10 protein-coding genes are annotated in these 15,943 nt (G+C 47.2%); 4 read left to right on the forward strand and 6 right to left on the reverse strand.

Features of this window, described 5'->3' with window-relative positions:
* Positions 1-79: 79 nt before the first annotated feature.
* Together HPS55_RS00230 and nifJ are read left to right on the forward strand one after the other, a co-directional pair.
* Entirely contained in the window at positions 80-1,267 is a 1,188-nt protein-coding gene (locus tag HPS55_RS00230; RefSeq protein ID WP_172173288.1) for an ATP-binding protein, read from the forward strand.
* Positions 1,268-1,358: 91 nt separating this feature from the next.
* Positions 1,359-4,910, forward strand: coding sequence for a pyruvate:ferredoxin (flavodoxin) oxidoreductase (gene nifJ, locus HPS55_RS00235; RefSeq protein WP_172173291.1), 3,552 nt, complete (start codon positions 1,359-1,361; stop codon positions 4,908-4,910).
* 587 nt (positions 4,911-5,497) lie between these two features.
* On the opposite strand, the gene HPS55_RS00240 is transcribed toward nifJ, so the two are convergent.
* From HPS55_RS00240 to HPS55_RS00255, 4 genes are all read right to left on the reverse strand, one after another.
* Positions 5,498-7,144 (reverse strand): dipeptidase, encoded by a 1,647-nt coding sequence (locus HPS55_RS00240; RefSeq protein WP_172173294.1) that lies wholly within the window; start codon positions 7,142-7,144, stop codon positions 5,498-5,500.
* 17 nt (positions 7,145-7,161) lie between these two features.
* Complete coding sequence (gene nadC, locus HPS55_RS00245; RefSeq protein WP_172173297.1) at positions 7,162-8,010, reverse strand: carboxylating nicotinate-nucleotide diphosphorylase; 849 nt, start codon at positions 8,008-8,010, stop codon at positions 7,162-7,164.
* Between the two features lie 103 nt (positions 8,011-8,113).
* Complete coding sequence (locus HPS55_RS00250; protein ID WP_172173304.1) at positions 8,114-8,596, reverse strand: outer membrane beta-barrel protein; 483 nt, start codon at positions 8,594-8,596, stop codon at positions 8,114-8,116.
* A 5-nt stretch (positions 8,597-8,601) separates the two neighbouring features.
* Entirely contained in the window at positions 8,602-10,074 is a 1,473-nt protein-coding gene (locus HPS55_RS00255; protein WP_172173307.1) for a carbon starvation CstA family protein, read from the reverse strand.
* A 99-nt stretch (positions 10,075-10,173) separates the two neighbouring features.
* Here HPS55_RS00255 and HPS55_RS00260 point away from each other — a divergent pair, with 99 nt between their 5' ends.
* Together HPS55_RS00260 and HPS55_RS00265 are read left to right on the forward strand one after the other, a co-directional pair.
* Complete coding sequence (locus tag HPS55_RS00260) at positions 10,174-11,880, forward strand: glycoside hydrolase family 10 protein (RefSeq protein WP_172173310.1); 1,707 nt, start codon at positions 10,174-10,176, stop codon at positions 11,878-11,880.
* Positions 11,881-11,998: 118 nt separating this feature from the next.
* Positions 11,999-12,388, forward strand: a complete 390-nt coding sequence (locus HPS55_RS00265) for a hypothetical protein (RefSeq protein WP_172173313.1) — start codon at positions 11,999-12,001, stop codon at positions 12,386-12,388.
* A gap of 126 nt (positions 12,389-12,514) precedes the next feature.
* On the opposite strand, the gene HPS55_RS00270 is transcribed toward HPS55_RS00265, so the two are convergent.
* On the reverse strand, positions 12,515-13,246 hold the full coding sequence (locus tag HPS55_RS00270) for a YebC/PmpR family DNA-binding transcriptional regulator (RefSeq protein ID WP_172173316.1): 732 nt from the start codon (positions 13,244-13,246) through the stop codon (positions 12,515-12,517).
* A gap of 16 nt (positions 13,247-13,262) precedes the next feature.
* Positions 13,263-15,725 carry a phenylalanine--tRNA ligase subunit beta gene (gene pheT, locus HPS55_RS00275; protein WP_172173319.1) on the reverse strand — a complete coding sequence of 821 codons (2,463 nt, stop codon included), beginning with the start codon at positions 15,723-15,725 and terminating at the stop codon, positions 13,263-13,265.
* Between the last annotated feature and the right edge of the window lie 218 nt (positions 15,726-15,943).

The following is a 15,943-nucleotide window of genomic DNA, read 5'->3' on the forward strand; positions in this document are numbered from 1 at the left end:
TTTTTCACATTTTGTAATATTGACTTTGCAAATTGCGAAGAAAGTATTATCTTTGCAAATAATTTAGAAGATTAAAAGAATGGAAGTTTTTTTCAGAACTCATACCAATCTTGTAGAGCATACAAATGCGCCGGTCCGTCGCACCCTTATGGATGAGATTGATTGGAACGACCGTATGATCGGAATTAAGGGTACAAGAGGCGTTGGAAAAACGACTTTCCTTCTTCAATATGCAAAAGAGAAATTCGATATACAGGACAAGCGCTGCCTCTATGTCAACATGAACAATTTCTATTTCCAAGGGCGTGGCATCGCAGACTTTGCGGGAGAATTCTATAAGCATGGCGGACAGGTGCTCCTTATAGACCAGGTGTTCAAACAGCCGGACTGGAGCAGTGAGCTGCGCAAATGCTATGACGAATACCTTGGACTGAAGATTGTCTTCACCGGTTCAAGCGTCATGCGACTGAAAGAAGAGAATCCCGAGCTCAACGGTATTGTCAAAAGTTACAATCTGCGTGGATTCTCGTTCCGTGAATTTCTCAATCTACAGACGGGAAACAACTTTGCGCCATACACGCTTGACGAAATATTGAACGACCACGAGCATATCATTAAACGCATACTTCCTAAAGTATCTCCCGGCAAGTATTTCCTTGACTACATCCATCACGGCTTCTATCCATTCTACCAGGAACACCGCAACTATTCGGAAAATCTTCAGAAGACCATGAATATGATGACCGAGGTAGATATTCTCATGATAAAACAGATTGAACTTAAATATCTTACGAAGATAAAAAAACTTTTCTACATGCTCGCTGTAGACGGTCCCAAGGCTCCGAATATCAGCCAGCTGGCCAACGACATAGAGACAAGCCGTGCCACGGTCATGAACTATATAAAATACTTGGCCGATGCCCGTCTGATAAACATAATCTATCCCGTGGGACAAGACTTTCCAAAGAAGCCTTCAAAAGTGATGATGCACAATTCGAACCTTATGTTTGCCATCTATCCCATTAAGATTGACAAGCAGGATGCCATGGAAACATTCTTCGTCAACTCACTGTGGAAAGACCACAAGGTCAATCAAGGCAATCACGACATGTATTACACGGTTGACGGTTCGATGAAGTTCAAGATATGCGATGCGACGACGCTAAGCAAGAACAAGATTTCCTCTGATACTATATATGCACGGTATAACACGGAAGTGGGCAAAGGCAATCAGATTCCGCTATGGCTTTTGGGCTTCCTTTATTGAGACATCAACAATATGAAGATAAAGCAAATTCATTGGGACATTAAAAACAACTATACAATAATTTATTCATTTAAATATTTTATCTATTAAAATGGCAAAAGAAAAGAAATTTATCACTTGTGATGGCAACCAAGCAGCAGCACATATCTCGTATATGTTCTCTGAGGTGGCAGCCATCTACCCCATCACTCCGTCATCGACGATGGCAGAGTATGTGGACGAATGGGCAGCTCAAGGCCGTAAGAATATCTTCGGCGAGACTGTTCTCGTACAGGAAATGCAGTCGGAAGGCGGTGCTGCCGGAGCCGTTCACGGTTCGTTGCAGGCCGGCGCCCTGACTTCAACCTATACAGCATCACAGGGTCTGCTGCTGATGATTCCCAACATGTACAAAATTGCCGGTGAGTTCCTACCCTGCGTGTTCCACGTATCGGCCCGTACATTGGCTTCACACTCTCTGTGCATCTTCGGTGACCATCAGGACGTTATGTCAACCCGCCAGACCGGCTTCGCCATGTTGGCCGAAGGTTCGGTACAGGAGGTTATGGACTTGGCCGGTGTAGCACATCTCGCTACCATCAAGAGTCGTGTTCCGTTTGTCAATTTCTTCGATGGTTTCCGCACATCCCATGAGATTCAGAAGATCGAGATGCTTGAGAACGACGATCTCGCTCCGCTGGTAGATCAGCAGGCACTGGCCGAATTCCGCAGTCGTGCCCTCACTCCCGAACATCCTGTTGCACGCGGTATGGCTGAGAACCCTGATACTTTCTTCACACACCGCGAATCATGCAACTCTTACTACGATGCCGTTCCCGCCATCGTAGAGGAATACATGGAGAAGATTTCGGAGATAACCGGTCGCAAGTACGGTCTGTTCAATTACTATGGAGCCGAGGATGCCGATCGCGTTATCATCTTGATGGGTTCTGCCAGCGAGGCAGCACGCGAGGCCATCGACTATCTGACGGTTCAGGGTGAGAAGGTTGGTCTGGTGTCTGTTCACCTCTACCGTCCGTTCTCAGTCAAGCACCTGCTCGCAGCAGTGCCTAAGACAACCAAGCGTATCGCTGTTCTCGACCGTACCAAGGAGCCGGGAGCCAACGGCGAGCCTCTGTATCTCGATGTCAAGGAAGCTTTCTATGGTGTGGAGAATGCTCCTGTCATTGTCGGCGGACGCTACGGTCTGGGGTCTAATGATACCACACCCGCACAGATTCTCTCCGTATACGAGAACCTTGCATTGGCCGAGCCGAAGAACCACTTCACACTCGGTATTGTCGATGACGTTACATTCACATCACTGCCACAGAAGGAAGAGATTGCTCTCGGAGGCGAGGGTATGTTCGAGGCCAAGTTCTACGGACTCGGTGCCGACGGTACTGTAGGAGCCAACAAGAACTCTGTAAAGATTATTGGTGACAATACCGACAAGCATTGTCAGGCATACTTCTCTTACGATTCCAAGAAATCGGGAGGTTTCACTTGCTCTCACCTACGTTTCGGTGATACACCAATCCGTTCCACATATCTTGTCAACACACCTAACTTCGTCGCTTGCCACGTTCAGGCTTATCTCAACATGTATGATGTGACACGCGGTCTGCGCAAGAACGGAACATTCCTTCTCAACACTATTTGGGAGGATGACACACTCGTTGCCAATCTGCCCAACAAGATCAAGAAGTACTTCGCCGACAACAACATCAAGGTATATTACATCAACGCTACCAAGATAGCACAGGAAATCGGTTTGGGCAACCGCACCAACACCATCTTGCAGAGCGCTTTCTTCCGCATCACTGGTGTTATCCCCGTAGACCTCGCCGTAGAGCAGATGAAGAAGTTCATCGTCAAGTCTTACGGAAAGAAGGGACAGGACGTTGTAGACAAGAACTACGCTGCTGTAGACCGTGGCGGTGAGTACAAGGAACTGGCCGTAGATCCCGCATGGAGCAATCTGCCCGCTGATGCAGCCAAGGAGAATAACGATCCTGCATTCATCAACGAAGTGGTTCGTCCTATAAACGCACAGAATGGTGACTTACTCCCCGTATCAGCCTTCAAGGGCATCGAAGACGGTACATGGCCTCAGGGCACAGCCGCATACGAGAAGCGTGGTGTGGCAGCTTTCGTCCCTACATGGATGTCCGAGAACTGTATCCAGTGCAACAAGTGTGCATACGTTTGTCCTCACGCCTGCATCCGTCCGTTCGTAATGGACGAAGCAGAGGCATCAGGTCTGAATGCCGTATCACTCGACATCAAGGCTCCCGCAGCGCTCAAGGGCATGAAGTTCCGTATGCAGGTAGGTGTTATGGACTGTTTGGGTTGCGGAAACTGTGTCGATGTATGTCCGGGCAATCCAAAGGCCGGCGGCAAGGCCCTCAAGATGGTTCCGCTGGAAGGTGAGCTCGACGAGGCTGCCAACTGGGAATACTGTGTCAATAACGTCAAGAGCAAACAGGATTTGGTTGACATCAAGCAGAGTCCGAAGAACTCGCAGTTTGCCACTCCGCTCTTCGAGTTCTCAGGTGCATGCTCCGGCTGCGGTGAGACTCCTTATGTGAAACTGATTTCACAGCTCTTCGGCGACCGCGAGATTGTAGCCAACGCTACAGGATGCTCTTCAATCTATTCAGGTTCTATCCCCTCTACCCCATATACAACCAACGAGAAGGGGCAGGGTCCGGCATGGGCCAACTCACTGTTCGAGGACTTCTGCGAGTTCGGCCTCGGTATGACATTGGCCAACAAGAAGATGCGTGCCCGCATTGCAGAGTTGCTTACAGCAGCAGTTTCCGACGAGCATGTACCTGCCGAATTCAAGGCTGCCGCTCAGGAGTGGCTTGACGGTAAGGACAATGCTGATGCTTCGAAAGCTGCCGCCGCCAAGCTCAACCCGATGATAGAGGATGGTGCCGCCAATGGTTGCGAGACATGCAAGAAGCTCAAGGAGCTGTCACACTATCTTGTTAAGCGCTCACAGTGGATTATCGGTGGAGACGGTGCCTCTTACGATATCGGTTACGGAGGTCTCGACCACGTCATCGCTTCTGGTGAAGATGTCAACATCCTCGTACTCGATACAGAGGTTTATTCCAATACCGGCGGTCAGTCATCAAAGGCCACACCGCTCGGTGCCATCGCCAAGTTTGCCGCTTCAGGCAAGCGCGTGCGCAAGAAAGACCTCGGTATGATTGCCACTACCTACGGCTACGTATACGTTGCCCAAATTGCTATGGGTGCCGATCAGGCCCAGTGCCTCAAAGCTATCCGCGAGGCCGAGGCTTATCCCGGACCGTCTATCATCATCGCCTACGCTCCGTGTATCAACCACGGCTTGAAGAAAGGCATGGGCAAGGCACAGGCCGAGGAAGCCGCTGCTGTGGCATGCGGTTACTGGCACTTATGGCGCTTCAATCCCGCACTCGAGGAAGAAGGCAAGAATCCGTTCACGCTCGACTCCAAGGAGCCGGCATGGGAGAACTTCCAGGATTATCTGAAAGGCGAGGTTCGTTTCCTCTCTGTTATGAAGCAGTTCCCCAACGAGGCTGCCGACCTGTTCAAGGCTTGTGAGGATATGGCAAAGAAGCGTTATCAGAGCTATGTCCGCATGACCAAGATGGACTGGAGCGAGTAAGTTTTTCTTTCCAAATGTCAGCCGGCCTCGATAACAAGGCTAAATTACAGGGCCGGCTGATTTTTAAACAAGTATGAAGGATGAGATGCATAAATGTTTCTCATCCTTCTTTTTATGTGTAGAGTCAAAGTCATTTAACGGGCCAAAGATAAAATGCATTTAACATTGCCATTACGGCTTTACTAGTTATAACGGAGCCACCACAGGAAAGTGATGTAAATGAATTCAAATTTTATATTATTAACTTTACTGCCTAATGTTAATAATATTACTCATTAAAATTAATGACTTTACTTAGTAATATTATTAACATTAGTGCAACCGTATGCACGGACTATGTGCTGAAGACACTGAGTGAACCTCTGCATTTCCGATTTAACACACCCATCAAACCATAAACGCAGGAACAAACCATAAACGCAGGAATATACCTTTTAGCACGTAACAGATATAAATGATTAATTATTAATCAAAAAATACAATACATACAAAAGGAATGTCCCTGCATTTATGTGGTGATTATAAACATATAATTGTGAGTTTTGCAACACCTTATGGTATAGCGTACCGTAAGCATGTCGACCATATTATTCCTTCAGCGGGCAGGCGAACTTGTCGCCCGTCTGTCGTATCAGTTCGCGGGCATAGTTCTCTGGATATCCGGGACGCTTCACTCTTTCGCCGAGTCCCTCCTTGTTGCGTAACAGATTGCCTTTGGAGTCCTCCGGCTTGATAATCATGTCGTTGTACTTCACAATCAGATGGAAAGCCAACTGCTTCCAGCGTGTAAGCATCTGCATGGCTTTTTCACCGGTGTAGGCAGTAAGATAGGCACGGGCCTCGATCGGATTCTGCTTGTACAGTTCGGCTGCGCGAGCCTCTACCTTAGGCTGGGCTGCAAAGTAAGAAGCATCAAGCGAGTCTCGCACTTCACGGAGCGACGGAAACATGAGGCTGTAACGCGGATAGACCATATTGCTCACCCAGTTACACACCCAATAGGCATTGTCCATACTGAATGTCAACGCATCGGCTCCAGGTGTAGCGTAACATTCAGGAACCTTGTCCGTTGCACAATAGACTGGTGTGAAAGCAACCATATTGCCATCGTCATTTCCCCACCATAGCACACCACCTATCTCACGAGGCAACCACGAGCGCATTTGGCTGACATAAACAAAGCCTGGCTGTTGCGTGCTTACAGGACGCTCATTGAAGTATTCACGGCCGTCTACGGTAAACGTGAGTGGCGTGGGACGGTAAGGCATCTGCCATATACCACCGCCAATGTCGCTGTCAAGCGCAAAGGGCGTACCCTCGTAATGGTCGCGCATAGCCTCTTCCACATCGTGTACGCTGAGTTTGCGTGACGGAACTATCCACAGCGGCATAGGCTCGGTATCCTTCACTTTGCCCTCGGCATAAGGAACATAACGTGCCATGCCGCTGCTGAAACGGTTAAAGAATGTCCACACCCGAGCCTCGCAAAATCGTCGGCCGCCAAAATCAGGTGCGGCATACGTTTCACAAAAGCTAAAATCAGCATCCTTGCCATTGAACCATCCCATCTTGCGGGCATACTTGATTACATTCTTCGAACAAATCACATTCTCCTTGTCCTTAGGATTGAACGTGCGTATACGGCTTTGATTGGCATGAGCACAGATTGCATTATCAGGCACACGCAATGCGACCCACACCACACTCTTACTACCCGGGCCACAGCCCATCATCTCCATAATCCAAGCCTCATTGGGATCACATATTGTAAAAGTTTCCCCCTCGCTGTTATAACCATATGTCTCTGTCAATGTTGTCATAACAGAGATAGCTTCACGTGCCGTTCGCGAGCGCTGAAGTGCAATATATATGAGCGAACCATAATCAAGAATACCAGTAGAGTCGACCATCTCCTCACGGCCTCCGAATGTGGTCTCGCCTATAGTCACCTGATATTCGTTGATGTTTCCTATCACGTTGTACGTCTCTTCAGCTTCTGGAATCTCGCCATGATACACGTTGGTATCCCAATCGTAAATCTTTCGCATCTCGCCCTTGGCATGACGGCCGGCCGGATAGTGGCACAGACTTTGGAACATACCGTAGTCGTCGGCACTGTACGAGCATATCACCGACCCGTCGATGCTGGCTTTCTTGCCCACAATGAAATTGGTACATGCAGCAGCATAGCCCGAAGTTACGAGCAATGCCGCAATCAATGCTTGTTTTCTCATCTTATTGTATTTAATGCTCAGCAAGCCTTGAAACTCATATCGAGACCTTTGACTGAATGTGTAAGCGCACCCACAGAGATAAAATCGACACCACACTCGGCATAGTCGCGTATGGTATCGAATGTGATACCGCCACTTGACTCTGTCTCATAGCGTCCGGCAATCATCTCTACGGCCTTACGTGTATCAGCCACCGAGAAGTTGTCGAGCATGATACGGTCGATGCCGCCGCAATCCATGGCTTGCTGAAGCTCGTCGAAGTTTCGCACCTCAATCTCGATTTTCAGGTCGAGACCTTTCTCTTTAAGATACTCGTGACAGCGGTTGATGGCATTGGCTATGCCTCCGGAGAAGTCAACATGGTTGTCCTTGAGCAGAATCATGTCGAACAGTCCTATCCGGTGATTGCATCCTCCGCCTATTTTCACAGCCTGCTTCTCAAGCATACGCATGCCGGGAGTGGTCTTGCGAGTATCGAGTACACGTGTTTTAGTGCCAGCCAGCCGCTCCACATAGCGTCCTGTCATGGTGGCTATGCCGCTCATGCGCTGCATGATATTCAACATGAGGCGCTCCGTCTGGAGCAACGAGCGCACACGTCCGGTGACAATCATTGCTATATCGCCATTCTTCACCTTAGAACCATCGCCCATAATTACTTCAACCTGCATTTCTGGGTCGAAGCGGCGGAACACCTCGCGGGCCACTTCCACTCCGGCCAATATACCTTCTTCCTTGATAAGAAGGTGCGACTTGCCCATTGCATCCTCGGGGATGCAACACAACGTGGTATGGTCACCATCACCAATATCCTCTGCAAACGAGAGATCGATAAGTCTGTCATTCAATTCGTCTACGCTTAACATTATATCTTGATATTTTAAACTTGATTTTTGTTTTTATATTTATGTCTCGTCAGTATGTTTTCCTATCTTGTCAAACAAATATTCCTACCTTTACAATAATCAATTAAAGGTATACCCCAAAACCTAAACGGAAGCCCACAGAACTGTAATCGCTGTGACTCTTAAACGAGTGGTTGTAGTAAATCTCAGGTTCTATTGTCACCGTATGGCTGATAAAGAAAGCATATCCAATCTGAACGCTCGGCATGAAATCGTCATAGTCACTTCCACGATGAACATAATCGGCCGATGCTCCAAGGAACAAACCGTTCTGCACAATATAATAACGGGCACCGACACCCAAAGAGAGTTCTGCCGATACATCTTTCTTTTTGTCATATGCCATCTGAGCTGTCACCATCCAATCATCCATAAAAAGATATCCGCCCTTTGCCTGTAATCCAAAATGACTCTTTTCCGAACCGTTATAACTCATATTCAAACCCGATATGGACGAGCCGATATACTTCTTTCCATTTTCAAACTGAGCGTTAGCCGAAACGGTCATTACAAGACCGAGAAGCATCAATGTTAGTTTTCTCTTCATAATTTCTATGATTTTAAAGTTGATTCTTTATAATAACGTCTTCGCCATATCATAAACCAGAAAATTGCGGCAAGCAATGTCATACCGCCAAATGTATAGGCTAACGGCTCAGGCAAATTAAAAGCCTGACGTGATACGAACAAATACGTACTGCATATTGTTGTCATGAATAAAGCCGGAACGAGTGTTACAATATATGGCTTACCTTCTTGCACGAGATAAACAGTCAATGTCCAGAAAGTGAAAACGGACAGTGTCTGATTGGCCCATCCGAAATACTGCCATATAATATTGAAACCATCAGGATTCTCTATCTGCCAGAAAAGCATGGCAATCGACAATACAAAAAGCGGTATACAGATATAAAGACGCTTGCGTACAGGGCGCTGGTTCATGCCGATGGCTTCGGCTATTATCAGACGGGCTGAACGAAAAGCCGTGTCACCACTGGTAATCGGAGCCGCCACCACTCCGAACAAGGCCAGGATTCCTCCTACGACCCCAAGCCAGTCGTTACATATTATATTGACCACAGCTGGTGCCGATGTGTGAAAACCGGACTCACGTGCCGCTTCTATAATCTGATATCCCGGAGAAGGCGAGCCATAAAAGAAATACGACGATACCGTTGCCCATATCAGTGCCACAATACCCTCGGTAATCATGGCACCATAAAAAATCGGACGCCCCATCTTCTCGCTCTTCACACAACGTGCCATCAGCGGACTCTGTGTTGCATGGAAACCACTTACAGCCCCGCAGGCAATTGTGATAAACAAGCATGGGAATATCCGGTCCGTCCACGAAGAATCGGCATTCATCCCCATATTGCCAAGTCCATCCCATAATTCCGGAACATCCGGCATCTTTACAAAAAGAACAATCATAAGGGCAAAAGCCATGAAGAGCAAAGACAATGCAAACAGCGGGTAAATCTTTCCGATAATCTTATCTATAGGAAGCATCGTCGCTACAATATAATATACAAAGATAATGATAATCCACATGGCCGAAGTACCGCCTATGGAATGTAGTATTTCTGCAGGACTATAAACAAAAACGGTACCTACCATTATAAGAAGCAAGACTGTAAAAACAAGCATTACCCTCTTTGTTGTCATTCCGAGATACTTGCCGATGAGTTGGGGAAGGCTTGCACCGCCATTACGCATGGAAAGCATTCCACTGAGATAGTCGTGAGTCGCTCCCGCAAATATACATCCCAACACTATCCACAAGTAAGCCGAAGGACCGAATTTGGCTCCCATAATAGCACCGAATATAGGTCCCGTACCGGCTATGTTCAGAAACTGTATCATGAATACTTTCCAATTCGGAAGCGCAATATAATCCACTCCGTCGGATTTGGATATGGCAGGAGTAACACGATTGTCAGGCGAGAAAACTCGTTCTATAAACCGTCCGTACAGAAAATAACCTGCAATCAAAGCCAAAAGGCTAAGAACAAAAGATACCATCGTTCTATTCTTTTATTTTAAAAATCCTTAGTGCAAAAGTAACTATTTAATTTGAGATATGAAAAAATAATCATAACTTTGCGCCCAAATATTTAAAATATGAAATCCTTTTATACAATCAAACGATATATAACAGTTTTTATAATCATTCTTTTCGGAATAAATCCGGACATATATGCACAGTTCCACATAAGAAAGCATGAAGTGAGAGCCGTATGGCTCACAACCATCGGCGGACTTGACTGGCCTCATTCATATGCCCGTTCCGAACGCTCCATAGCAAGTCAGAAGCAAGAGTTATGCAACATACTTGACAGACTGAAAGCAGCAAACATAAATACAGTGCTCCTTCAAACCCGCATACGCGGTACAGTGATATACCCTTCGTCGTATGAACCTTGGGACGGATGTTTGTCAGGCATACCCGGTATATCTCCCGGATACGACGCATTGGAGTTCGCTACGGAAGAATGTCACAAACGTGGCATGGAGTTGCATGCGTGGGTTGTCACTATACCTGTAGGAAAATGGAATAAGGAAGGATGCAAAAAGTTGCGTGCTAAGTATCCATCAATGATAAAAAGGATTGGAGACGAGGGATATATGAATCCTGAACGTAAGGAAACTGGTGAATATCTTGCAAAGATATGCCGTGAAATCACGGAAAACTATGATATTGACGGAATACATCTCGACTACATACGCTATCCGGAGACGTGGCAAGGTCCTATAGATAGAGTTCATGGACGTGACAATATCACACGGATTGTAAGACAAATCAGCAATACGGTCAAGACTGTCAAACCATGGGTGAAGATGAGTTGTTCGCCGATAGGCAAATATGACGACCTCACGAGATACCGCAGTTATGGATGGAATGCCCGGACAAAAGTCTGTCAGGATGCACAAGCATGGTTGCGCGACGGGCTGATGGACGAGCTATTCCCTATGATGTATTTTAGAGGAGATCAGTTCTATCCTTTTGCACTCGATTGGAAAGAAAATGACTACGGACGCATAATATCCATCGGATTAGGCATTTACTTCATGTCTCCTAAAGAGAAAGACTGGGATTTGGATGTAATAACCAGACAGATGAACGTGCTGAGAAGCCAAGGCATGGGGCACGCCTATTTCCGTTCCAAGTTCTTCACGGACAATCTGAAAGGTATATATGACATTGCCAAAACCGACATAGACAACTATCCGGCACTCATTCCTGCAATGACATGGCAGTCATCCGTAAAACCAATGCCACCGATGCAATTGACTGTCACCGTAACCGACGAAGGTGATCTGTTGGCATGGAGCGGAGCACAAGACATGTCCGACGGTCCATATCTGATGTACAACATATATTCTTCTACCGAATATCCGGTCAATACAGAAGATGCACGCAACATCATTGCAGCACGATACAGGAACGAGTCCGCCATTATCCCACGAAAGAAACATTCCGCCCCACTCTACTATGCCGTGACTGCCACAGACAGATACGGCAATGAGAGCAATCCGGCAACAATTCCCTCAAACGAAGAAACTGACTTAAAATCATGCCTGCCACTGCTTGAAAACAACGGCATTACATTGCAGGCTCCCGACAAAGGCAAAGTACTCGATGCCGACTATCTTATGATAGAGACCCTGCAGGGCAACATCATAGCCACACGTCCATATTGCGAAACCGGTATAGACATATCGGAAATACCTGAAGGCATGTATGTTCTGAAATCACTCGGACGCAAAGGCATCGGCCACCGCATGGGACATTTCACAATTAAACGGCCGCATAATAGACAATACTGAACAAAGACTTCTTTTCTCTTTGGAAGCATTTCCATCGGAAATACAAGACATCAGACTGCCATATAATACATTTGAAATACATCCAAAACAAACAATAACAAACAAAACCATAAATGAAATGAAAAGAATAGCATACGCCATCATCACCGCTCTGGCATTGACAGCATGTCAGGAGTCACTCGAAGAAAGATGTGCCAGAGAGGCAGAAGAGTATACAAAAAAGAAATGTCCGGCAAGGATAGACCAAAACACCGTCATCGACAGTCTGGTATTCGAGCGTGCCACCCACACGATGCACTATTACTACACACTGACCGGAACAGCCGACGACCCGAAGACATTCACGATGTTCAATGCCGAAAACGTGCTGCTTACACAGCTTAAGAACTCAACGATGATAAAAACATATAAAGACGCCGGCTACAGTTTCGCATATACCTATCATTCTAAAAAGGAAAAGGGCCGCATATTGTTTGAAAAGACATTTACCAAGGAAGACTACAAATAAGCATAAAATTATCAGGAACAGCCAATACTCCAATTGGAGTATGAAAGGCTTACAAATCAAATACGGTGTGTCGGATATGTCCGGCACACCGTATTTGATTTGTAAGCCACAAAACGCAACAGACAATTATTCGTCAGCAGGTTTCATATTTGTATATACCGTCTGTACATCGTCAAAGTCCTCGAGCTTCTCTACCATCTTCTCTATCGTCTCACGTTCCTCTGCCGTAACTTCCTTCTGGTCGTTGGGAATACGTGTAAACTCGGCTCCGGTCACCTCAAATCCCTCGCCCTCCAAGTGCTTCTGAATCTCGCCGAAGCTTTTAGGGTCGCCATAGATTGTGATTTCACCGGTCTCCTCATCCTCGTCAAACTCGTCTTCCACACCATAGTCGATAAGGTCGAGAATCATTTCGTCCATATCCAGACCGTCCTTCTTCTTGAAAGTGAACACGCTCTTGTGGTCAAAAAGGAATGAAAGACTGCCCTGAGTGCCAAGGTTGCCGTTGAACTTGTTGAACACCGAGCGCACATCACCAACCGTACGTGTGGTGTTGTCGGTCAGAGTCTCCACAAACACAGCCACACCGTGAGGTCCGTATCCCTCATAAGTCACTTCCTTGTAGTCACTCTGATCCTTGCCCATAGCGTTCTTTATGGCACGCTCGACATTATCTTTCGGCATGTTCTCACGCTTGGCATTGGCTATTATGGCACGCAACGTAGGATTGTTCTCCGGTTCCGGTCCTCCGGCTTTCACCGCGATGGCTATCTGCTTACCAATCTTTGTGAATGTACGGGCCATGTGTCCCCATCTCTTCAGCTTTGCAGCTTTACGATATTCAAATGCTCTTCCCATTGGAATAAATGTTTTTTTAGCGGAGCTCCGCTCCAAGTTTATTCTTTAAATTTGTTATCAGCTTGTTCATTATGGCATCTATCTGCTTGTCGTTAAGCGTTTTTGTCTCATCCTGCAGAATGAAATTGACAGCATAGCTCTTCTTTCCTTCCGGCAGATTCTTGCCTTCATATACATCAAACAGTTCTACTTTCTTCAGCAGCTTCTTCTCCGTCTGGCGTGCAATATCCTCTATCGCGGCAAACTCGACACTATTGTCAAGCAGCAATGCCAAATCGCGGCTCACGGCCGGATACTTGCTTATCTCGTTATAAAGCACCTTGTTCTTGCGTATCACTTTCATAAGTGCCGTCCAGCTCAGTTCGGCATAATAAACGGGAGCATCTATATCTGCTGTTTTCAGAATCTTCTTGCCAAGCACACCCATTTCCACGAGTTTCTTTCCCCCGCGGTTTTCAATCACAATGCCGGACGAGAATATATCGTTGTCGCTCTTCTTGCGCACTGTCATTCCCGGCTGCACGCCTATACGACGCATGATGTTCTCCACATACGCCTCCAGTTCGTAGAATGTGCTGTCCTCGTCGGGATGGGCCCAGCTGCCTTCCACACGCTTGCCGGTGATCCAGAGCGCCAGATGATTGTCTTCACTGTATGCGGCCATGGGGTTGTCATCGTTCTTTCGTTCGGGGCTGAAATGATAAACATTGCCGAATTCAAAGAAACGAAGATTTCCGTTCTTCCGCTTGGCGTTGTGCTCGATGCTCTCCAGTCCGCCGAACAGCAAGGTCTGACGCATCACGTTAAGGTCGGTGCTGAGCGGATTCATAATCCTAACACAATTCTCCGTCTTGAATATATTGCGCTCATCATAGTATGCCCCTTTCGTCAGCGAGTTGTTCAATATCTCATTGAATCCGCAACCTACAAGCTGCTCACTCACTGTATCGGCCAGACGATGCTTCATATCCTCATCACCCTTGACCACAAGACAGCTCTTCAACTGGGTGGGAATCTCGACATTATTATATCCGTAGATACGCAGGATGTCCTCGACCACGTCACACGGACGTTGCACGTCAACCCTGTAGGCGGGTATTTCTATCTCCAGTCCGTATGCATCTTCGCCGAGTATTTTCATTTCGAGGCTCTCACAGATATCCTTAATGGTCGTTTCCGGTATCTCCTTGCCTATCAGACTGTTTACATAATCATATTTAAGTGACACTTTGGCGGGGGATATCGGCATGGGATACTCATCGCGTATCTCCATCGACACCTTGCCGCCAGCCAGTTCCTTACACATTATAGCAGCCTGCTTGAGTGCGTAAATCACACCGTCGGGATCTATGCCACGCTCGAAACGGAACGAAGCGTCAGTGCTAAGTCCGTGACGGCGTGCACTCTTACGTATCCACGTCGGATGGAAATAGGCACTCTCCAGCACAACATTGGTAGTGGTGTCATATGTGCCGCTACCTTTTCCACCGAAGATTCCGGCTATGCACATCGGTTCCTCGGCATTGCTTATGCTGAGGTCGTGTGCGCCCAAAGAATGCTCCACACCATCGAGTGTGACAAACTTTGTCCCCTCGGGCTGTGTGCGTACCACAATCTTATGGCCGGCAACCATGTCGGCATCGAAACAATGAAGAGGCTGACCGTATGCCATCATTATATAATTGGTGATGTCCACGATGTTGTTGATAGGGCGCAGACCAATCACTTTCAGCTTGTTCTGCAACCACTCCGGGCTTTCTTTCACCTCACATCCGGTGATGCTGAGGCAGGCGTAGCGACGACATGCCTCGGTGTTCTCTATCTCTACATCTATCGGAAGGTCTGTATTGTCCACGACAAAACTGCTGCAATCGGGGCGATGCAGGCTAGTCTTATATCCGTTCTGCCTCAGCCAGGCATAAAGATCGCGGGCCACTCCCCAATGCGACAAGGCGTCGGCGCGGTTGGCCGTTATGTCCACTTCTATCAGCCAGTCACTTTCCAGATTGTAATATTCGGCCGCAGGCTGTCCCACCGGAGCGTCTTCCGGCAAAACGATGATGCCGTCGTGGCTTGTCCCCACTCCGATTTCGTCCTCGGCACAGATCATTCCGCAACTTTCCACACCGCGAAGTTTTGACTTCTTTATCACAAACTCCTTGTCACCGTCGTAGAGTACACACCCCAAATCCGCCACAATGACCTTCTGTCCGGCTGCAACATTGGGCGCACCGCAGACAATCTGCGACGGAGTTTCGCGTCCCAGGTCCACTGTCGTTACGTGAAGATGGTCTGAATTAGGGTGTATGTCACATGTCAACACCTTACCGACATACAGACCTTTCAGTCCTCCCCTTATACTCTGCACCTCCTCGAGAGCATCCACTTCAAGTCCTGTCGACGTAAGCGCATCGCACACTTCCTGAGGCGTAAGCTCGAAGTCGACATATTCCTTTAACCACTTATAGGAAATATTCATTATAATGATTCTTTAGTATATACATGAAAAATATCGCGCAAAATTACAAAATTTCCCTCATCCGTGCAAACTTTCTTTAAGCGGATTAAAATATATCGCAAAAAATTATCCTGCGCTGCTTAGCCGCATTTCATCCCAACCGTAGTTTTTCTACAGCTCCGGCATGAACGTAATATACATTTTCGTAACGTGACAGCAAATCTGAAGAGAACAGGAAG

This window comes from Xylanibacter rodentium (assembly GCF_013166575.1).
Lineage (GTDB): Bacteria > Bacteroidota > Bacteroidia > Bacteroidales > Bacteroidaceae > Prevotella > Prevotella rodentium.